At 68.2% G+C, this 18183-nt stretch carries 24 protein-coding genes; 14 read left to right on the top strand and 10 right to left on the bottom strand.

Annotated features, from left to right (window positions below; translation table 11 throughout):
* Position 1 precedes the first annotated feature (1 nt).
* Both KZC52_RS06690 and KZC52_RS06685 read right to left on the bottom strand, forming a co-directional pair.
* Positions 2-673: a potassium channel family protein gene (locus KZC52_RS06690; protein ID WP_247623266.1), complete on the bottom strand. Its 672-nt coding sequence runs from the start codon at positions 671-673 to the stop codon at positions 2-4.
* Positions 666-2096 (bottom strand): TrkH family potassium uptake protein, encoded by a 1431-nt coding sequence (locus KZC52_RS06685; RefSeq protein ID WP_247623265.1) that lies wholly within the window; start codon positions 2094-2096, stop codon positions 666-668. Before KZC52_RS06685 ends, KZC52_RS06690 begins: the two co-directional genes overlap by 8 nt.
* 104 nt (positions 2097-2200) lie before the next feature.
* On the opposite strand from KZC52_RS06685, the gene KZC52_RS06680 reads away from it, so the two are divergent.
* From KZC52_RS06680 to KZC52_RS06640, 9 genes are all read left to right on the top strand, one after another.
* On the top strand, positions 2201-2617 hold the full coding sequence (locus tag KZC52_RS06680; protein ID WP_247623264.1) for an ArsR/SmtB family transcription factor: 417 nt from the start codon (positions 2201-2203) through the stop codon (positions 2615-2617).
* A 270-nt stretch (positions 2618-2887) separates the two neighbouring features.
* On the top strand, positions 2888-3079 hold the full coding sequence (locus KZC52_RS06675) for a helix-turn-helix domain-containing protein (RefSeq protein ID WP_247623263.1): 192 nt from the start codon (positions 2888-2890) through the stop codon (positions 3077-3079).
* 136 nt (positions 3080-3215) lie between these two features.
* Positions 3216-3314 (top strand): 30S ribosomal protein bS22, encoded by a 99-nt coding sequence (locus KZC52_RS06670; protein ID WP_003792170.1) that lies wholly within the window; start codon positions 3216-3218, stop codon positions 3312-3314.
* A 97-nt stretch (positions 3315-3411) separates the two neighbouring features.
* Positions 3412-3714 carry a rhodanese-like domain-containing protein gene (locus KZC52_RS06665; protein ID WP_247623262.1) on the top strand — a complete coding sequence of 101 codons (303 nt, stop codon included), beginning with the start codon at positions 3412-3414 and terminating at the stop codon, positions 3712-3714.
* The gene (locus KZC52_RS06660; RefSeq protein WP_247623261.1) at positions 3711-3974 is read left to right on the top strand and encodes a glutaredoxin family protein; all 264 of its coding nucleotides are present in this window, start codon (positions 3711-3713) and stop codon (positions 3972-3974) included. Before KZC52_RS06665 ends, KZC52_RS06660 begins: the two co-directional genes overlap by 4 nt.
* Positions 3971-4273 carry a Dabb family protein gene (locus KZC52_RS06655; RefSeq protein WP_247623260.1) on the top strand — a complete coding sequence of 101 codons (303 nt, stop codon included), beginning with the start codon at positions 3971-3973 and terminating at the stop codon, positions 4271-4273. The genes KZC52_RS06660 and KZC52_RS06655 overlap by 4 nt, the downstream gene beginning before the upstream one ends.
* Positions 4274-4418: 145 nt before the next feature.
* Positions 4419-5231 (top strand): transporter substrate-binding domain-containing protein, encoded by an 813-nt coding sequence (locus KZC52_RS06650; RefSeq protein ID WP_247623259.1) that lies wholly within the window; start codon positions 4419-4421, stop codon positions 5229-5231.
* Between the two features lie 34 nt (positions 5232-5265).
* Positions 5266-6057: an amino acid ABC transporter permease gene (locus KZC52_RS06645; protein WP_247623258.1), complete on the top strand. Its 792-nt coding sequence runs from the start codon at positions 5266-5268 to the stop codon at positions 6055-6057.
* Complete coding sequence (locus KZC52_RS06640) at positions 6054-6809, top strand: amino acid ABC transporter ATP-binding protein (protein ID WP_247623257.1); 756 nt, start codon at positions 6054-6056, stop codon at positions 6807-6809. The genes KZC52_RS06645 and KZC52_RS06640 overlap by 4 nt, the downstream gene beginning before the upstream one ends.
* A gap of 66 nt (positions 6810-6875) precedes the next feature.
* Here KZC52_RS06640 and KZC52_RS06635 read toward each other — a convergent pair whose 3' ends face one another.
* From KZC52_RS06635 to KZC52_RS06610, 6 genes are all read right to left on the bottom strand, one after another.
* On the bottom strand, positions 6876-7052 hold the full coding sequence (locus tag KZC52_RS06635; protein ID WP_247623256.1) for a YegP family protein: 177 nt from the start codon (positions 7050-7052) through the stop codon (positions 6876-6878).
* An 87-nt stretch (positions 7053-7139) separates the two neighbouring features.
* On the bottom strand, positions 7140-8231 hold the full coding sequence (locus tag KZC52_RS06630; protein WP_247623255.1) for an ABC transporter ATP-binding protein: 1092 nt from the start codon (positions 8229-8231) through the stop codon (positions 7140-7142).
* Positions 8228-9022: an ABC transporter permease gene (locus KZC52_RS06625; RefSeq protein ID WP_247623254.1), complete on the bottom strand. Its 795-nt coding sequence runs from the start codon at positions 9020-9022 to the stop codon at positions 8228-8230. Before KZC52_RS06625 ends, KZC52_RS06630 begins: the two co-directional genes overlap by 4 nt.
* Positions 9019-9975 (bottom strand): ABC transporter permease, encoded by a 957-nt coding sequence (locus tag KZC52_RS06620; RefSeq protein ID WP_372491561.1) that lies wholly within the window; start codon positions 9973-9975, stop codon positions 9019-9021. The genes KZC52_RS06625 and KZC52_RS06620 overlap by 4 nt, the downstream gene beginning before the upstream one ends.
* Positions 9954-11093, bottom strand: coding sequence for an ABC transporter substrate-binding protein (locus KZC52_RS06615; protein WP_247623253.1), 1140 nt, complete (start codon positions 11091-11093; stop codon positions 9954-9956). Before KZC52_RS06615 ends, KZC52_RS06620 begins: the two co-directional genes overlap by 22 nt.
* A gap of 146 nt (positions 11094-11239) precedes the next feature.
* The gene (locus KZC52_RS06610; RefSeq protein WP_247623252.1) at positions 11240-11755 is read right to left on the bottom strand and encodes a GNAT family N-acetyltransferase; all 516 of its coding nucleotides are present in this window, start codon (positions 11753-11755) and stop codon (positions 11240-11242) included.
* Positions 11756-11880: 125 nt separating this feature from the next.
* On the opposite strand from KZC52_RS06610, the gene KZC52_RS06605 reads away from it, so the two are divergent.
* Positions 11881-12663: a sulfite exporter TauE/SafE family protein gene (locus KZC52_RS06605; RefSeq protein WP_247624724.1), complete on the top strand. Its 783-nt coding sequence runs from the start codon at positions 11881-11883 to the stop codon at positions 12661-12663.
* A gap of 403 nt (positions 12664-13066) precedes the next feature.
* On the opposite strand, the gene aspS is transcribed toward KZC52_RS06605, so the two are convergent.
* Positions 13067-14848, bottom strand: coding sequence for an aspartate--tRNA ligase (gene aspS, locus KZC52_RS06600; RefSeq protein WP_247623251.1), 1782 nt, complete (start codon positions 14846-14848; stop codon positions 13067-13069).
* 116 nt (positions 14849-14964) lie between these two features.
* Here aspS and KZC52_RS06595 point away from each other — a divergent pair, with 116 nt between their 5' ends.
* Both KZC52_RS06595 and KZC52_RS06590 read left to right on the top strand, forming a co-directional pair.
* Positions 14965-15363, top strand: a complete 399-nt coding sequence (locus tag KZC52_RS06595) for a DUF5684 domain-containing protein (RefSeq protein WP_247623250.1) — start codon at positions 14965-14967, stop codon at positions 15361-15363.
* 1 nt (position 15364) lies between these two features.
* Positions 15365-15994 carry a histidine phosphatase family protein gene (locus tag KZC52_RS06590; protein WP_247623249.1) on the top strand — a complete coding sequence of 210 codons (630 nt, stop codon included), beginning with the start codon at positions 15365-15367 and terminating at the stop codon, positions 15992-15994.
* Between the two features lie 25 nt (positions 15995-16019).
* On the opposite strand, the gene KZC52_RS06585 is transcribed toward KZC52_RS06590, so the two are convergent.
* Positions 16020-16925 (bottom strand): NAD(P)/FAD-dependent oxidoreductase, encoded by a 906-nt coding sequence (locus KZC52_RS06585; protein WP_247623248.1) that lies wholly within the window; start codon positions 16923-16925, stop codon positions 16020-16022.
* A 264-nt stretch (positions 16926-17189) separates the two neighbouring features.
* Here KZC52_RS06585 and KZC52_RS06580 point away from each other — a divergent pair, with 264 nt between their 5' ends.
* Positions 17190-17675, top strand: coding sequence for a MarR family transcriptional regulator (locus KZC52_RS06580; RefSeq protein ID WP_247623247.1), 486 nt, complete (start codon positions 17190-17192; stop codon positions 17673-17675).
* Between the two features lie 66 nt (positions 17676-17741).
* Positions 17742-18146 carry a MerR family transcriptional regulator gene (locus KZC52_RS06575; RefSeq protein WP_247623246.1) on the top strand — a complete coding sequence of 135 codons (405 nt, stop codon included), beginning with the start codon at positions 17742-17744 and terminating at the stop codon, positions 18144-18146.
* Positions 18147-18183 lie beyond the last annotated feature (37 nt).

Raw genomic sequence — 18183 nt, 5'->3', positions numbered from 1 at the left:
GTCAGCGGTCGAGGGCGGCGAAGCGCTCGATGTCGCTGTTGGTGCCCGAGACGATGATCAGGTCGTGGTTCGTGACGATCGTGTTCGCCTCGGCGTAGCGGAACGGCTTGCCCGGGCTCTTGACGCCCACCACCGTGACGCGATACTTCGTGCGCACGCCGGACTCGTTGAGGCCGATGCCTCGGATGAACTTCGGCGGGTACATCTTGGCGAGCACGAAGTCGTCGTCGAAGCGGATGAAATCGAGCATGCGGCCGCTGACGAGGTGGGCGACGCGCTCGCCGGCCTCGCGCTCCGGATAGATGACGTGGTTCGCTCCGACGCGGGCGAGGATCTTGCCGTGCGACTGCGAGACGGCCTTGGCCCAGATCTGCGGGACCTTGAGGTCGACGAGGTTGGCGGTGATGAGGACGGATGCCTCGATCGACGAGCCGACCGCGACGACCGCCACCTGGAAGTCCTGGGCGCCGATCTGGCGCAGGGCGTCGATGTTCTTCGCATCGGCCTGCACGGTGTGCGTGACGCGATCCGACCACTTCTGCACGAGCTCGAGGTTGCCGTCGATCGCGAGGACCTCTCGGTCGAGACGATCGAGTTCGCCCGCGCAGGCGGCGCCGAACCGGCCGAGACCGATGACGAGGACGGGAGCGTCGCCCCGGAGGACTTCAACCAACGATCGGCCTTTCCACGGGCAGTGAGTAATACTGCGATCGCGATGTCGCGGCGACTGCCGCGGCGAGAGTCACTGTACCAATGCGCCCCATGAAGATGGTGGCGGCGAGCACGTAGGAGCCGGCGTCGGGGAGCTCGGCGGTGAGGCCCGTCGAGAGTCCGACGGTGGCGAAGGCGGAGATCACGTCGAACAGCACGTGGCTGATGTCGGCCTTCGTGATCTGCGCGATGACGATGGTCGACAGGGCGACGATCGTGGCTCCCCAGGCGACGACGCTGAGCGCGACGCGCTGCACGTCGCTGGGGATGCGCCGGCCGAACACCTCGACGGACTGGCGACCCTTCGCCTCGGACCACACCGCGATCGCGAGCACCGCGAGGGTGGTGACCTTGATTCCGCCGGCGGTCGACGCCGATCCTCCACCGACGAACATGAGCATGCTCGCGGCGACGAGCGACGAGCCGTTGAGGTCGGCCATGTCGATCACGTTGAAACCGCCCGAGCGGGTCATCGCCGACAGGAAGAAGGCCTGGAACGTCGTGTCGGCGGCATCCATCGAGCCGAAGGTCTTCGGGTTCTGGTACTCGAGGATGAGGAAGACGGCGGCCCCGAGGACGAAGAGCAGCACGGTCGTCACGAGTGTGAGCTTGGTGTGCAGCGACCAGCGCTTGACGTGCCAGACGTGCTTGGCCAGCGAGTAGATCACGGGGAAGCCGATGCTTCCGAGGAAGACGCCGACCATCAGCAGCGACAGCACGAGGTAGTCGTCGGCGAACACCGCGACGCCGCCGTCGTTGGGGGCGAAGCCCGTGTTCGTGAACGCCATCGCGGCGAAGTAGGGGGCTTCCCAGAGAGCGGCGATCGGACTCACCCCGGCCATCACGAGTCCGGGGTAGAGGAGCACGGCGAGCGCGCCCTCGATGATGAGCGCCGAGAAGGCGACGGTGCGCAGCAGCTGGCCGACCTCCCCGAGGCGGACGGTCTGGCTCTCGTTGACGACGCCGCCGTGCGCGCGCATCGGGTTGGTGTCGCCCGCGGCGAGGAGCTTGGCGCGCAACCCCAGGCGCTTCGAGATCACCATGCCCATGAGGGAGGCGAGGGTCAGAACGCCGAGACCGCCGATGTTCACGCCGACGAAGATGAGCACGTGCCCGAACGGCGACCAGTGGTTCGCCATGTCGACGGTCGCGAGGCCGGTGACGCAGATGGTCGAGACGGCCGTGAACAGCGCGTCGCTGAGCGGGGTGACGGTGCGATCGGCCGCAGCGATCGGCAGCGAGAGCAGCGCCGTGAACACGAGGATCAGCAGCGCGAACACCACGATGGCGAGACGCGAGGGCGAGGAGGTGAGGATGTGACGGCCGTGGGCGGCGACATTGCGCAGGCGTTGCTTGGGGGACGACGCAGACACGATGCCCGACATCGCGTCCCCTTTCGTCTGCCTCCGCCGCAGATCGGCGCCGGCTCAGCACCTGAGACCGAGCCCTCGTCATGGTACTCCGTGCCGGGGACGACTACCCTGAACACATGACCGACATCTTCGACGTGATCGCAGACGGTACGAGGCGAGACATCCTCCAGCTCCTCCTGCGGCGCACCACCGAAGGAGAAGCGGGCACGAGCGTCAGCCAGATCGTCGCCGACCTCGGCATCAGTCAGCCCACGGTGTCGAAGCACCTCAAGGTGCTCCGCGACGCCGAGCTGGTGACCGTGCGCGAAGACGGTCAGCGTCGTTTCTACAGCCTCGCGGTCGAGCCGCTCGAGGTCGTCGACGACTGGCTGGTGCCCTTCCTCGTCGACGCGTTCGGCGACGACGCCCCCGACATCGCCTACCCCGGGGCCCCGATCCCCGAGAGTGCCGCGCACGCGGCGGAGGTGGTCGGGCGCGCGGCGGCATCCGCGAAGCACGTGGTCGCCACGGCCCTCAAGCGACTCGGCGCCTGACACCCCGCTCGACACAGTTCGCCCCCGGCGACCGGGGGGCTGTCGTCGGGGGCGATGCCGCGGGCCCCAGCCCGCGTGTCCCGAGGCGGTGCCTGCCCCGGTCCTGCGCCGAGTGTGACACTTTCGGCTGAGTGAACCTCGGAGAGAGGCTATGCCTCTGCTGTGACGAGTGACGGCACCGTGAGTCCCACTGTTCACACCGGCCCCAAGGGTTTACACGCGTCACTGCCAACCCATAGAGTGTGCTCATTCGAGAAAGGGGTATGTGGGATGCCCGAAGTTCCTGACGTCCGGTTCCTCACTGTTGCTGAGGTGGCCGGGATCATGCGCGTGTCGAAGATGACCGTCTATCGGCTCGTGCACTCCGGCGACCTGCCGGCCATCCGTTTCGGACGCAGCTATCGCGTGCCGGAGTCCGCCGTGGCGGACGCCCTCCAGCGCCCGATCGCCGACGTCGGCTGACCGTGCGGGAGTCCGCATCGTCGGTGTGACGGCGCAGGCCCGACGGTTTGCTAGACTGATCCGAGGCATTTTTCCGTGCCCGTACCCGGGCGTCCGATCATCGCGACGCCCAACCCCCTGACTTAGTGAGGTTTCCGTGGGTTCTGTCATCAAGAAGCGCCGCAAGCGCATGGCGAAGAAGAAGCACCGCAAGCTGCTTCGCAAGACTCGCCACCAGCGCCGCAACAAGAAGTAAGCGGCCAAGACACGAGCGCCCCCGACAGCTCTTCGGAGCATGTCGAATGGGGGCGCTTTGTGTCTCTGCCGAAGGTCCGAGCAGCTCGAAGGAAGCCATGAAGTCGATCACCGTTACCGAACTCGCCGACCGCACGGGCACGCCGCTCATCGACGTGCGCGAGAAGGACGAGTTCGCGGCGGGCCACGTGCCCGGCGCCGTCAACATCCCGATGTCCGAGATCGGCAACCGACTCGAAGAGCTCCCGGCCGAGTCGTTCGACGTGATCTGCCAGGCCGGCGGCCGTTCCGCTCGCGTCGTCGAGGCGCTCGAAGCGCGCGGCTACGACGCCACCAACGTCGAGGGCGGCACGGGCGAATGGATCGCGCAGGGACGCGCGGTCGAGGTTCCCTCGGCGTGACCACGCTGACCCTCATCGGCAAGCCCGACTGCCACCTCTGCGACGTCGCCTCCGAGGTCATCGACGCCGTCGTCGCCGAGCTGCCGGATGCCGCGGCCGAGCGGATCGAGATCGTCGAGGCCTCGATCACCGAAGACCCCGCCCTGTTCGATCTGTGGTGGGAGAAGATCCCCGTCGTCCTGATCGACGGAGAACTGCACGCGCACTGGCGACTCTCGCCGGACCGACTGCGCACCGCGCTCGAGGAGGCCCTGAAATGACCATCCGCCATGTCGTCTCCTGGAAGCTCGCCTCGGAGGACGCCGACGAGCGCGCCGCGCAGGCCGCCGAGGTGGCCCGCCGCCTCAACGCCCTCGACGGTGTCGTGCCGCAGCTGCTGTCGATCTCGGCCGGCGCGAACGTCGTGTTGCCGGAGTCGAACTGGGACGTCGTGCTCGTCGCCGACTTCGACTCCGTCGAGGCGCTCGACGAGTATCAGGTGCACCCCGCGCACGTCGAGGCGTCGGGATACATCCGCTCCGTCGTGAGCGCACGGGTCGCCGTCGACTTCGAGATCTGATCCCCGCACGCGTAACGCACCGAAACAAAACCGTAATCCTGGATCGGGCACTCTTAGTAGGGCATCCACCCGGCACGTGCCAGGATGTTCACCTATCGGCCCACTTCGGTGGGCCTTACCCTGCCATCGACTCTCAGGAGCTGTTATGCACCGTCGCACTACCTTCGCCGGCCTCGCACTCGTGGCTGCCGCAACCCTCGCGCTCGCAGGCTGCGCCGGCGGAACCGACTCCGGAAGCGGGGACTCGGATGCCGGAGACGAGTACGGTCTCGTCAGCGCGGGCACGCTGACCGCCTGCTCCGACGTGCCCTACCCGCCCTTCGAGGTCGAGGACTCGAGCACCGAGAGCGGCTACTCCGGATTCGACATCGATCTTCTCGATGCGATCGCGAAGAAGCTCGACCTCAAGCTCGCCGTCCAGGACGTGGGCTTCGACGCGCTCCAGTCCGGCACCACGCTCGTCGCAGGTACCTGCGACCTCGGAGCTTCGGCGATGACGATCACGGACGAGCGCAAGGCGAACATCGACTTCTCCGACCCGTACTACGACTCGCTGCAGTCGCTGCTCGTGCGCACCGACTCGGGTATCGAGTCGATCGACGACCTCGCCGGCAAGAACGTGGGCGTCCAGCAGGGCACCACCGGTGAGACCTACGCGACCGAGAACGCCACGGGCGCCGAGCTCGTGCAGTACCCCTCCGACGGCGAGCTGTGGCCCGCGATGCAGGCCGGTCAGATCGACGCCATTCTGCAGGATCAGCCGGTCAACATCGAGCACGAGAAGGCCGACAGCGCCTACAAGATCGTCGAGACGTACGACACCGAGGAGTCCTACGGTTTCGCCTTCGCCAAGGGCGAGAAGGACGCGCTCGTCGATGCGGTGAACACCGCCCTGCAGGAGCTGCGCGACAGCGGTGAGTACCAGAAGATCTACGACTCCTACTTCAGCGCGAACTGATCGTCGTGCGTAGGAGTTTCGGAGGTCCTTCACAATGGCGTTGAAACGGACGACCAGGACCAAGCTGTATCGCCTGGTGATGTATGTGGTGTTCTTCGCGGTCATCGCGGGGATCGCCCTGTCGATCAATTGGGAACGGGCGATCCCCCAGTTCCTGAACGTGGAGGTCGCCGCGAGGCTCTTCCCCGACATCATCACGATCGGCCTGCGGAACACGATCCTGTTCACGATCATCGCCTTCACGGGTGGTCTGCTGCTCGGCATCCTCTTCGCGATGATGAAGCTGTCGAGCATCGGGTTGTTCCGGTGGGTGGCTACCGCGTGGATCGAGCTCTTCCGCGGCCTTCCCGCCCTTCTGACGATCTTCTCGGTGGCATTCATCGTCCCGATCGTCTTCGGGTGGAAGGTGCCGGGCGGGCCGGTCGGCGCCGGACTCCTCGGACTCATGCTGGTGGCCTCGGCGTACATCGCCGAGGTCATCCGCGCCGGGGTCCAGGCTGTGCCGAAGGGGCAGACGGAGGCGGCGCGCTCGTTGGGCATGTCGCCGCTGAAGACGATGTTCTGGATCATCCTCCCGCAGGGTTTCCGCATCATCATCCCGCCGATGACGAATGAGCTGGTGCTCCTGCTGAAGGACACGTCACTCGTGTTCATCGCCGGTAGCTTCATCTGGTCGAAGGAGCTCACCACCTTCGTCCGCGACGCGAACACGTCGAACGCGAACGCGACGCCGCTGATCGTCGGCGCCCTGCTGTATCTGGTGGTGACCATTCCGCTCACGCGATACACCGCGTGGCTGGAGCGACGGATGGCGAGAGAACGATGATCACAGAACTGATCGATGTCCACGCTCCGGCGATCGACATCCAGGGTCTCGTCAAGACCTTCGGCGACAACGAGGTGCTCAAGGGCATCGACCTCACCGTCACCAAGGGCGAGGTCGTCTGCGTCATCGGCCCCTCCGGCTCGGGGAAGTCGACGCTGTTGCGCTCGGTCAACCTGCTCGAGGAGCCGACCGGCGGCAAGGTGCTGATCGAGGGGATCGACATCACCGACCCCGAGACCGACATCGACCGTGTGCGCACCCGCATCGGCATGGTGTTCCAGAGCTTCAACCTGTTCCCGCACCTCGATGTGCTCGGCAACCTCACCGTCGCCCAGCAGCGGGTGAAGAAGCGGAGCAAGGCCGAAGCACAGAAGATCGCAATCTCGATGCTCGACCGAGTCGGGCTGTCGCAGAAGGCAGATGCCTATCCGGGGCATCTGTCGGGTGGGCAGCAGCAGCGCGTCGCGATCGCGCGTGCGCTGTGCATGAACCCCGACATGATGCTGTTCGACGAGCCGACGTCGGCGCTCGACCCCGAACTGGTCGGCGAGGTGCTGCAGGTCATGCGCACGCTCGCCGACGAGGGCATGACGATGCTCGTGGTCACCCACGAGATGGGCTTCGCCCGTGAGGTCGGCTCGCGCCTGATCTTCATGGACGGCGGTCACATCGTCGAAGAGGGCGACCCGCGCGAGGTCATCGGCAACCCGCAGCACCAGCGCACGAAGGACTTCCTCTCGCGCGTGCTGTGAGACGTTCACACACGATGAGGCCCCCGGAGCGAATGCTCCGGGGGCCTCATCGTTGTGGAGGAGGGATCAGACCTCGACGACCTCGGCGTCGGGGGCGTGGGTGCGCACGGACTCGATCCCGTTCTCCGCGGCGGACTTCGAGGAGTAGCCCTCGCTCGTCGCGATGACCTGACCGTTGCCGGCCTTGAGGCGGAACCGGTATTCGCCGGACCTGTCGGTGTAGAGCTCGAACTTGCCTGCCATGAGGCATCCTCTCTGTGGTGTCTGCGAGGCGGAGGGCCTCTCGTGCATCACGGTAGCGCCCGACCGCGTGCGGCGGTAGGGCGGGACTCAGGCGCGCGGGTGCACGGCTACGGGCTCGGGCGCGACCGCGATGCGGACGCGATCGCCGAAGGCGGGGTGGATGCCGGGGGCGTGCTGCACCCGGACGATCTCTCCCGCTTCGGTGCGAACGAGCGTGCGACGCATGCTGCCGAGGAAGGTGCTCTCCTCGACGACCGCGTCGGTTGCCGCATCCGCCTCCGAAGCGAAGAACACGTTCTCGGGGCGCAGGTACACGTCGACCGGGCCGTCGGCGGGCGTCTGCAGCGGCAGCCGCTGCCCCCACACGACGACGTGGTCGCCCTCGGCGACGCCGGCGACGATGCTCGAGAGACCCACGAACGCGGCCACACCGGCGGTCGACGGCGTCGTGTAGAGCTGCTCCGGCGACCCGATCTGCTCGATGCGGCCCGAGTTCATCACGGCGATCCGGTCGGAGACGGCGAGCGCCTCCTCCTGGTCGTGCGTGACGAACACGGTCGTGATGCCCAGGCGCAGCTGGATGCGGCGGATCTCGTCGCGCAGTTGCACGCGCACCTTGGCGTCGAGCGCCGACAGCGGCTCGTCGAGGAGCAGCACCTTGGGCTCGGTGACCAGGGCGCGCGCCAGTGCCACGCGCTGCTGCTGGCCGCCCGACAGCTGGTGCGGGTAGCGGTCGGCGAAGTCGGCGAGACCGACCAGGACGAGCGCATCCTTCGCGCGCTTCGCGGATTCGGATGCCGACACCCCGCGGCGGCGCAGCCCGAAGGCCGTGTTCTCGGCGACGCGCAGGTGCGGGAACAGCGAGTACGACTGGAAGACCATGCCGATGTCGCGCTTGTTGGTCGGGACGCGCGAGACGTCCTGACCGCCGAGCAGCACCGCGCCCTCGTCGGAGCCCTCGAGGCCCGCGAGCACGCGCAGGAGCGTGGTCTTGCCGCAGCCCGACGGACCCAGCAGCGAGACGAACTCACCCGGGGCGATGTCGAGGTCGACGCCGTGCAGCACGCGGTTGCCCGCGTAGCTCTTCACGATGCTCTGCAGCTGCACCCGGGTGCCCTCGCCCGCCTCGGCGAGCAGCAGGTTGTCCTGGGTGCGGGGGAGTGCGTGATCGATGGTCATGAGTGGGCCTTTCCGTTGCCGCGTGCGACGCGACCGATGAGGAGGAGAAGGAGGAACACGAGTGCGAGTGCCAGCAGCGTGAAGATCGCCGGCGCGTACGGGTCCTGCTTCTGCACGACGACCATGGCCGTCTGGAACACCTGCCGGTTCAGCAGCGAGGCGATGGTGAACTCGCCGAGCACCACCGCGATGGAGATGAGCGACGCGGCCAGCAGGCCCTGGCGGAGGTTGGGCGCCAGCACCTTGAGCACGACCGTCGGCCAGCTCGCCCCGAGCGACCGTGCGGCCTCGGAGAGCGTGCGCAGGTCGGCGGCGTCGATCGACGCCTGGATCGAGCGGTAGGCGAAGGGCAGCACCGTGATGCCGTACGCGAACGCGAGCGTCCACGTGCCGGTGCCCACCGAGCGGCCGATCTGCAGGTAGATCGGGGCGAGACCGACGACCAGCACGATCGCGGGGATCGAGATCGGCAGCAGCACCGCGAACTCGAAGATCGGCTTGAGCTTGCCGAAGCGCAGGTTCACCAGGATCATCGTCGGCGCGAGCAGGAACAGCACGATCGCGACGGTGACGACGGCGAGGATGAGCGAGTTGCCGAGACCGGTCCAGATCGGCTTGATCGCCGCGGAGGCGGCGGGGTCGAACAGCGCGAGCCAGTGGTCGAACGAGAGCCCGCTCTCGGTGTCGCGCAGCGTGTAGAGGAACGTCGACACGAGCGGGATGGCGAAGAACAGGCCGACGAGGATGCCGATGACCCAGCGGGTCGTGAGCGAGGGGGCGAGACGGTTCACGACTGCCACCTCGCGGCCCGACGCTGGATCAGCGAGTACAGGGCCATCACGACGCCGACCACCACGATCATGCCGAGGGCGAGCGCGCCCGCGAGGTTCTCGCGACCGAGCACGGTCTCGCTCGTGAGTGCGGTGCGGATCTGCAGCGGCACGATTTGCGAGCCCTGGCTCGCGAGAGCGGCGGCCGTGGCGTAAGAGGAGAACGAGTTCGCGAACAGCAGCAGCAGGCTCGCGAGGAACGACGGGGCGAGCACCGGGAGCCCGATGCGCAGCCAGAAGCTCGTGCGCGTGCCGCCGAGGGTGAGGTTCGCCTCGGCCCACTGCGGCTTGAGCGCGGCGAGGGCCGGCATGAAGGTGATGACCATGAGGGGGATCTGGAAGTAGATGTACGGCAGGATCAGGCCGGGCAGTTCGTAGAGCCACGTGCCGTTCTCGTAGATGTTGATGCCGAACGTGTCCTTGAGGAACACCGTCAGCACACCCTGGATGCCCATCATCGCGATGAAGGCGAACGCCAGCATCACGCCGCCGAACTGGGCGAGGACTCCGGCCGCGGCATCCACCGACGAGCGGATCGCGCCCTGCGGATTCATCCCGAGGAGGGCGTAGCAGACGAGCGCGCCGACGACGGCGCCGACGACGGCGGTCAGGAGCGAGATCCAGGCGGAGTTGGCGAACGTGTTCAGTACGACGGGATCGCCCAGTGCCGACACGTTGGTCCAGGTGAACGAGCCGTCCTTGGTGAAGAAACCGGAGCCGATCGCGAGCAGCGTCGGCACGGCCAGGAACAGCACGATGTAGGCCGCGAAGGGTACGAGACCCAACCAGGCCCAGGAAGGCGCGGACCGCCGGGCCCGCGCGGTGTGCGCGGGCCCGGCGGTGGTAGCGGGAGCGGATGCCGGAGCATCCGCCCCCGTGTCGACGAGAGTCGTCACTGGACCGCCGCTGCCCACTTCTCACCGAGCAGCGTGCCGGCGCCTGCGGACTGCTCCTCGGTGGGGACGACCGTCTCCTCGGGAACCTCGGGCAGAGCCGCAGCGAGGTCGGCGTCGATCGTGCCGGCCTCGGTCATGGCCTCCATGCGCACGGGGCGAGCGCCGCCGCCGAGCCACAGGTTCTGCACCTCGTCGCTGTAGAGGAACTCCTGCCACAGGCGCGCCGCAGCCGGGTGCGGGGCGTCGACGTTGACCGCCTGGTTGTAGTAGCCCGCGTAGCCGGTGCCGTCGAAGACCACGACCTCCCAGTTGGGGTTGTCGGCCTTGTGCGAGGCGTTCAGGTAGTCCCAGTCGAAGACGACGGGGGTCTCGCCGCTCGCGACGGTCGCCGTGGTCACGTCGACCTTGAGCAGGTTGCCGGCCTTCTGCAGCTCCGCGAAGAAGTCGATGCCGGGCTGGAAGTCGTCGAGCGTACCCTCGGACTGGACGGTCGCGAGACCGACCGCGGCGAACGCGGCGCCGGCCTGGGTCGGGTCGCCGTTGATCGCGACGGCACCCTTGTAGTCGGCCGAGAGCAGGTCGGCGAGCTCCGCGGGAGCGTCGAACTTCGAGGAGTCGTAGCCGACCGACATGTATCCGCCGTAGTCGCCGACGAAGAGGCCGGTCGGCTCCTTGAGCTCTGCGGGGATGTCGTCCCACGTCTGCACCTTGTAGGGGGCGAAGTAGTCGGTGTTCTGGAGCGCGACCGTGAGGCCGATGTCGAACACGTCGGGAGCGGTGTCGAGGCCCTTGTTGGTCTCGGCGGCCTGGATCTCCTCGGCGCTGGACACGTCGGGGGAAGCCTCGTTGATGGTGATCTCGGGGTACTTCTCGGCGAAGAGGTCGAGGATCTCGCCGTAGTTCGCCCAGTCGCGCGGCAGCGCGATGACGTTGAGCTGGCCCTCCGCCTTGGCGGCGGCCTCGAGGTCGGCGAACGTGCCGAAGTCGGCGACGGACGTCGCGGTCGCGGCGTCGGTCGATCCCTCGCCGGCGTCGGTCGCGTCGGCGGCGCCGGAGCAGGCGGTGAGTGCCAGAGCGGCGGTGGTGACCAGTGCGATACCGGCGCCGATGCGCGCGCGGCGGGTGAAGCGTGCCATGAGTGTCCTCTCGGGTGACCGGCGGTGCGCCGGTTCGGGTTGCGAGAGGAAACTATGGGCCGTGAGTTACCGGTCGGAGCGGCGTGGGTGAACGGAGGGTGACCGGGTGGTGGCGGGGTGGGGTGCGCCCCGTCCTGGCGCGGAGTTCAGGCGGTCTCGACCGTGTACTTGAAACCGAGATGTGACCCGATATACCCCAACTTCTCGTAGAAGCGGTGGGCGTCGGTGCGCGCGGCATCCGAGGTGAGCTGCACCATCGCTGCTCCGACCGCGGGTGCGGCCTGCTCGCCGACCCAGCGCATCACGGCCGACCCGATGCCCGACGACCGCAGGTCACTCTGCACCCGGACGGCCTCGACGAGCAGCCTCCGGGCGCCCCGACGCGCCATGCCCGGGATCGAGGTGAGCTGCAAAGTGCCGACGATCGCCCCGTCGAGCTCGACGACGAGCAGGTCGTTCGACGGCTCGGCGAGGATCTCGAGGAGCGCCTCGGCATACGCCGGCCGGTCTTCCGCCGAGGCGACATCGCCGCGCGCTGCACTGATCGGGTCGTCGGCGAGCAGGGCGATCACGGCATCCGTGTCGTCGGCCGTCGCGCGGCGCAACACCGCGCTCCCCAGGCGCGACGCGAACGGGTACGGCAGGGGGAGGGCCTCGATCATGGCTCCAGTCTGTCAGCGGGCGCGTCGCACGCTGACGAGCGGATGCCGGTGCACGCCCGAGTCTCTGGAATCATGGCTGGGTGGATATCGGCACCGTGCTCGGACTCGAGCAGCTCACCTGGGGGATGCTGCTGCTCGTCGTCATCGCCGCTTTCGCCGCGGGCTGGATCGATGCCGTCGTCGGGGGCGGTGGGTTGCTGCAACTGCCCGCGCTGCTGCTCATCCCCGGGATCGCGCCGATCCAGGCGCTCGCGACCAACAAGCTCGCCTCGGTGTTCGGCACTGCGACCAGCAGCGTCACCTACTATCGGCGCGCGAAACCCGACATCCGTACCGCGATCCCGATGGCCCTCATCGCGCTCGCCGGATCGTTCGGCGGCGCCGCGGTGGCCACGCTGCTGCCCGCTGCGGCGTTCAAGCCGATCATCGTCGTGGCCCTGCTCGCTGTCGCACTCTTCACCGCCTTCCGGCCGCAGATGGGCGCGGCGACCATGCTGCGCTTCCACGGGCACAAGCACCACATCATGGCCGGCGCTGCCGGTCTCGTGATCGGCTTCTACGACGGCATGATCGGGCCGGGAACGGGGACGTTCCTCGTGATCGCGCTCGTCGCGCTGCTCGGCTACGACTTCCTGCAGGCGAGCGCCAAGGCCAAGATCGTCAACCTCGCCACCAACCTCGGTGCGCTGCTGCTCTTCATCCCGCATGGCTCGGTGCTGTGGGTGCTCGGGGGGATTCTCGCGGTCGCCAACGTCGCGGGCAGCTACCTGGGGTCGCGCATGGCGATCTCGCGCGGCACGAAGTTCATCCGCGTGGTCTTCCTCGTCGTGGTGATCGCCCTGATCGCCAAGCTCGGCGTCGACGTGTGGAACGAGAACCTCGCCCCGGCGCTCGGGCTGGCCTCCTAGGGGCGGGAGCCTTCTACAGGCTCAGGGGCCCAGTCTCGCGGGGCGGGACCCTTCGACAGGCTCAGGGACCCAGTATCAGGACCCGGGTTGCTGAGGTCTTGGATCCGAACTGGGTTGCCGAGGCTGTCGAAGCAGTCCCCGCCGGCGTCAGCATCCGTTTGCACGGAGTGCGCACGCCTGCACGGCGATACGGGCGGATGCTCCGTGCATGTGTGATGCGTCCGTGCGGGTGTGCGGGTGTGCGGGGCGGGGCCCTTCGACAGGCTCAGGGACCCATTCTCTCGGGCGGGGCCCCTCGACAGGCTCGGGGCCCAGCTCATGTCGAACCCGGGGGTGCGACAGGCCCAGCACCCGGAACCGGGTTGCTGAGCCTGTCGAAGTATCCCCCACAAGGGGCAGAGGGTCAGGCCTCGTCGTCCTCCGGCTCGAAGTCGACGCCGGCCTCGGCGCGCTGCTCGGCCGAGATCGGAGCGGGCGCGGCCGTGAGCGGGTCGTAGCCGTTGCCCGACTTCGGGAACGCGATGACCTCGCGGATGGACTCGGTCTTCGTGAGGTGCTGCAGCACGCGGTCCATGCCCAGCGCGATGCCGCCGTGGGGCGGCGCGCCGAACTTGAACGCGTCGAGCAGGAAGCCGAACTGCTCATCGGCCTGCTCGTCGCTGATGCCCATGACCTCGAAGACCCGCTTCTGGATGTCTTCGCGGTGGATGCGGATCGAGCCGCCACCGAGCTCGGAGCCGTTGCACACGATGTCGTACGCGTAGGCGAGGGCCGATCCGGGGTCGGTGTCGAACGTCGCCTCGAACTCCGGCTTCGGTCCGGTGAACGCGTGGTGCACGGCGGTCCAGGCTCCGGCGCCGACGGCCACGTCGCCCGAGGCCACGGCATCCGCCGCCGGCTCGAACATCGGGGCGTCGACCACCCAGGTGAAGGCGAACTCGTCGGGGTTCAGGTAGCCCAGGCGGCGACCGATCTCGACGCGGGCGGCACCGAGGAGGGCGCGACTCTCCTTCGTGGCGCCCGCGGCGAAGAACACGCAGTCCCCGGCCTCGGCGCCGACGAGCTCGGCGAGACCCGCCTGCTCGGCCTCGGACAGGTTCTTGGCGACGGGGCCGCCGAGCGTTCCGTCCTCGTTGAAGAGCACGTAGGCGAGACCGCGGGCGCCGCGCTGCTTCGCCCAGTCCTGCCAGGCGTCGAGCTGCTTGCGGGGCTGGCCCGCGCCGCCGGGCATGCGCACGGCGCCGACGTACTCGGCCTGGAAGACGCGGAACGTGGTGTCGGCGAAGTACTCGGTCGCCTCGACCAGCTCGAGGCCGAAGCGCAGGTCGGGCTTGTCGGAGCCGTACTTCGCCATCGCGTCGGCATAGGTCAGGCGCGGCAGCGGGGTCTGCACCTCGACGCCGATCGTCTTCCACATGGCGACGACGAGCGACTCCATCAGGCGGATGACGTCTTCCTGGTCGACGAAGCTCATCTCGATGTCGAGCTGCGTGAACTCGGGCTGGCGGTCGGCGCGGAAGTCCTCGTCGCGGTAGCAGCGCGCGATCTGGAAGTACTTCTCGACGCCGCCGACCATGAGCAGCTGCTTGAAGAGCTGCGGCGACTGGGGCAGGGCGTACCAGCTGCCCGGGCTCAGGCGCGCGGGCACGAGGAAGTCGCGGGCGCCTTCCGGCGTGGAGCGCGTGAGCGTCGGGGTCTCGACCTCGGTGAAGTCGTCGGCGTGCAGCACGTCGCGGATCGCCTTGTAGACGTCGGAGCGCAGGCGCAGGGCGGATGCCGGGGCCGGACGGCGCAGGTCGAGATAGCGGTACTTGAGGCGCGCCTCCTCGCCGACGGTCTCGCTGTCGGCCAGCGCCGTCGAGACCTGGAAGGGGAGGGGAGCGGACTCGTTGAGCACCTCGACGGTGGTCGCGATGAGCTCGATCTCGCCGGTGGGCAGGTTCGGGTTCGCGTTGCCCTCGGGGCGGCGCGACACCTCGCCCGTCACCTTGAGGACGAACTCATTGCGCAGCGGGTGGGCGATCTCCTCGTCGCGGATCACGACCTGGGCGATGCCCGACGCATCCCGAAGATCGATGAACGCGACTCCTCCGTGATCACGACGGCGATCGACCCACCCCGCGAGGGTGACGGTCTGACCGATGTGCTCGGCTCGCAGTGAGCCTGCCGAGTGGGTGCGAAGCACGGAGTATTCCTTCTGTTCTGTGAACGGGCGAACCCGCCCATTCTACGGGGGCGCGCGGCGTGTCTCCGGCGGGCGGAGGGGATCAGTAGGGTGGCAGGGAAAAGGAAGGTGCTCCCATGGAACTCGCCCTCGTCCCCGCCGCCGATGTACCGGTCGTCCCCGATTTCGTCTCCGCGTTCTTCTCGGGAACCACGAGCGTCATCGGCATCATCTTCTACGTGCTGCTGGCGATCGCCTGGTGGAAGGTGTTCACGAAGGCCGGGTATCCGGGCATCCTCGCGCTGATCCCGATCGTCAACGCGATCTTCCTGCTGCGCATCGCCGGGATGTCGGGCTGGTGGGTGCTGCTCTATCTGGTGCCGATCGCCAACGTCATCCTCGCGATCGTCGTCGCGGTCAAGGTGGGCGATCGCTTCGGCAAGGGTGGTGCGTTCTCGTTCTTCCTGCTGTTCCTGATCCCGTTCATCGGGTACTTCATCCTCGGGTTCGGGGACTCCCGCTACCGCAAGGCCTGACGTGCCGGCATCCCGTCTGCACCTCGTCCGTCACGGCGAGGTCCACAATCCCGGCCGCGTGCTCTACGGCCGTCTGCCCGACTTCCACCTCAGCGACGACGGACGGCGCATGGCGCAGTCGGCGGCCGAGCACGTCGCCGGTCTCGGTCGCGACGTCGAGGCCCTGCGGTGCTCGCCGCTGGAGCGCACGCAGGAGTCGGCCGCTCCGTTCGCCGAGCGCTTCCACCTCGAGCCGGTGCTCGACGAACGCGTCATCGAGCCGACCAACGTCTTCGAGGGCACGCAGATGCGCCGCTCGCTCATGAACCCGCTCAACTGGTGGCATCTGCGGCAGCCGTCTGTGCCCAGCTGGGGCGAGCCGTACGTCTCCGTCGCCGAGCGCATGCGCGCCGCGATGGACGAGCTCTGGCACACCACCGAGGCGGGCGACGCGGTGATCGTGTCGCACCAGGCACCGATCTGGATCACACACCTGTCGGTCGCCGGACTCCCGCTGCGGCACGATCCGCGCACCCGGCGCTGCGCCCTGTCGAGCGTGACCTCGTTCGAGCGGGTCGGCGACGTGTGGCGTGAGGTCGACTACGCCGAACCCGCGGCGACGGGCGGCGCGGTCGACGTCGGCGCCGTCTGAGGCATCCCGTTCATGGCCCTGGGAGCTACGCGCCCTCGGCCATGAGCGACTGGATGTGACCGACGGCGGCGAGCTGACCCGCCGCGACCGCCAGCGCGACCGCGGCCATCGCGCCGGGCAGCGAGGCCCGATGTGCGATGTCGCCCGCCGCCGACACCCCGGCGACGGACGTGCGGCCGAAGTCGTCGATCTCGATCGCGCCGGACGGGAGCATCGCGAGTCCGAGCTGCTCGGCGAACGGGGCGCGCTGGCGCGAGACCACCGAGGCGACGAAGATGCCGGCGACAGATGCTTCGCCCTCCGCCGTGGTCAACGTCACCGTCTCTCCCTCCCGCGCGATCGACAGAGGTGACGAGGGGGCGACGACGGCGCCGAGCGCCTCGAGGGTCGCGCGATCCTCCTCCGGGAAGGAACCCTCGGTGGGGAAGACCGTGATCGACGACACGATCCGGCCGAGCAGCCCGATCAGATGGGCGGCGCGGGCGGCCTCGCCGATCACGGCGATCGGCTTGTCCGCATGCTCGTGCCCGTCGCAGAACGGGCAACTGAACGCGCCGGCGCCCCACAGCTCCTGCAGTCCGGGGATCGCCGGCAGTTCGTCGGCCATGCCGGTCGCGAGCACGATGCGTCGAGCCACCACCGTGCCGCCGTCGGCGAGTTCGACGGTGAACGCCCCCTGCTCTCCATCGACCCGCTCGACGCGGGCATCGCGCACCTCGACGTCCGCGTACTCCGCGAGCTGGGCGCGGGCGATCGCGCGGAAGTCGGCGGGCGGGGTGCCGTCGTTCGCGGCGACGTTGTGCATGTGCAGCACCGTGCCGTTGCGGTACTCGCCCGAGTCGAGCAGCAGCGCCGAGCGGTGCATCCGTCCCAGCGTCAGCGCCGCCTGCAGGCCCGCGGGGCCTGCGCCGATCACGATCACGTCGTACATGAGGGGTCCTTCCGACCGGTGGATCTTGTGTTCGCGATCAGTCTGTGACTTCATGTCGGGATGAAGTCAAGCGACGGGGCGCGAGGTTGACATCACTAGTTCGGCTAGTAATCTAGTTTTGCGAGCATTGTCCGGATGTTCGCACCACACGGAGGGAGCGGGACATGATCGAACGGGAAGAGATCGCTGCGAACGAGGATGGCGCGGGCGCCGAGGGGGAGCGCTTCGGGAAGTGGTTGTCCCTGATCAATCAGGAGGACTGAGGTGAGCACCGCGGAGGCTCCCGCCACCATCTGGAACGCGATCGATCAGTCGTACGCGCTCGACGTCGCCCGCGCCGTGGAGCGCGTGCGCGTCGCAGAGGACCAGCTGGCGCGTCGACGTCAAGCGTCGTGTGGACCGAGTCCACTGCTTCGCGAGATCACCCGGCTCATCGCCGAGGCCGACCATCGCAACGAGGCGATCACTCCCGGTGACCTCGCGTCCGAGTTGCAGGTGACGACCGCCGCGATCTCGAAGGCGCTCGAGAAGCTCGAGACCGCGCGGGTCATCACCACGCAGCGGAACCCCGCGGACAGTCGCTCGAAGCTTCTCGTTCCCCTGCGGCGGATCGATCCCTCCGAGGGGCTCGACGCCACGGCGGTCGCCGTCCACCGGATCGCGACGGACCTGAGCGCCGAGCAGTCGGCGGTGGTGAGCGACTTCCTCGAGAAGGTCGCCGACCTCATCACGAGGGAGTGCCGGGACTGACGGCGTCGCTTCGGCGGTCGAGCGGCGGACCTTGCGTCCACGCTCCGTTTGTGACTTCATGTTGGGATGAAGTCACATGCCGAGCATCCGTGGTCCGTCGGCGATGTCGCCGCCCGCGTCGATCTGCCCACCAACGTGCTGCGCCACTGGGAGTCGGTCGGACTGCTGACCCCCGCTCGCGACGACGCCGGCCGCCGTCGGTACGGCGAGGACGACGTCGTGCGTATCGCCGTGATCCAGCGCAGCAAGGCCGCGGGCATGACGCTCGATCAGATCGCGGTGCTGCTCGACGACAGCAGTTGGGGGCGCCATCAGGTGCTGCAGTCGCACATCGACGACATCGACCGCCGCATGGAGGAGATGCGTCGCTCGCGCGAGATGACCGAGCACGCGCTGCGCTGCCGCTCGCACGACATCGCCACCTGTCCGCGTTTCCGGGCCGGCGTCGACGACGTGCTGTCGCGGTTCTGAGGGGCTCCGGTGACGGCGCCCGCGTCCGGCCTAACCA

The sequence above is a fragment of the Microbacterium galbinum genome (assembly GCF_023091225.1).
GTDB classification, from domain to species: Bacteria; Actinomycetota; Actinomycetes; order Actinomycetales; family Microbacteriaceae; genus Microbacterium; species Microbacterium galbinum.
The sequence above is the reverse complement of the archived record's forward strand: the minus strand, read 5'-3'. Positions and strand labels throughout refer to the sequence as shown.

Bases quoted from the DNA above. Each gene is read 5' to 3' on its own strand.
- KZC52_RS06675 (WP_247623263.1), top strand. From the start codon at position 2,888: ATGCCCGAAGTTCCTGACGTCCGGTTCCTCACTGTTGCTGAGGTGGCC.
- KZC52_RS06655 (WP_247623260.1), top strand. From the start codon at position 3,971: ATGACCATCCGCCATGTCGTCTCCTGGAAGCTCGCCTCGGAGGACGCC.
- KZC52_RS06685 (WP_247623265.1), bottom strand. From the start codon at position 2,096: ATGTCGGGCATCGTGTCTGCGTCGTCCCCCAAGCAACGCCTGCGCAAT.
- KZC52_RS06585 (WP_247623248.1), bottom strand. From the start codon at position 16,925: ATGTACGACGTGATCGTGATCGGCGCAGGCCCCGCGGGCCTGCAGGCG.
- KZC52_RS06575 (WP_247623246.1), top strand. From the start codon at position 17,742: ATGAAGTCACATGCCGAGCATCCGTGGTCCGTCGGCGATGTCGCCGCC.
- KZC52_RS06645 (WP_247623258.1), top strand. From the start codon at position 5,266: ATGGCGTTGAAACGGACGACCAGGACCAAGCTGTATCGCCTGGTGATG.
- KZC52_RS06680 (WP_247623264.1), top strand. From the start codon at position 2,201: ATGACCGACATCTTCGACGTGATCGCAGACGGTACGAGGCGAGACATC.
- KZC52_RS06610 (WP_247623252.1), bottom strand. From the start codon at position 11,755: ATGATCGAGGCCCTCCCCCTGCCGTACCCGTTCGCGTCGCGCCTGGGG.
- KZC52_RS06595 (WP_247623250.1), top strand. From the start codon at position 14,965: ATGGAACTCGCCCTCGTCCCCGCCGCCGATGTACCGGTCGTCCCCGAT.
- KZC52_RS06605 (WP_247624724.1), top strand. From the start codon at position 11,881: ATGCTGCTGCTCGTCGTCATCGCCGCTTTCGCCGCGGGCTGGATCGAT.
- KZC52_RS06640 (WP_247623257.1), top strand. From the start codon at position 6,054: ATGATCACAGAACTGATCGATGTCCACGCTCCGGCGATCGACATCCAG.
- KZC52_RS06635 (WP_247623256.1), bottom strand. From the start codon at position 7,052: ATGGCAGGCAAGTTCGAGCTCTACACCGACAGGTCCGGCGAATACCGG.
- KZC52_RS06665 (WP_247623262.1), top strand. From the start codon at position 3,412: ATGAAGTCGATCACCGTTACCGAACTCGCCGACCGCACGGGCACGCCG.
- KZC52_RS06650 (WP_247623259.1), top strand. From the start codon at position 4,419: ATGCACCGTCGCACTACCTTCGCCGGCCTCGCACTCGTGGCTGCCGCA.
- KZC52_RS06615 (WP_247623253.1), bottom strand. From the start codon at position 11,093: ATGGCACGCTTCACCCGCCGCGCGCGCATCGGCGCCGGTATCGCACTG.
- KZC52_RS06630 (WP_247623255.1), bottom strand. From the start codon at position 8,231: ATGACCATCGATCACGCACTCCCCCGCACCCAGGACAACCTGCTGCTC.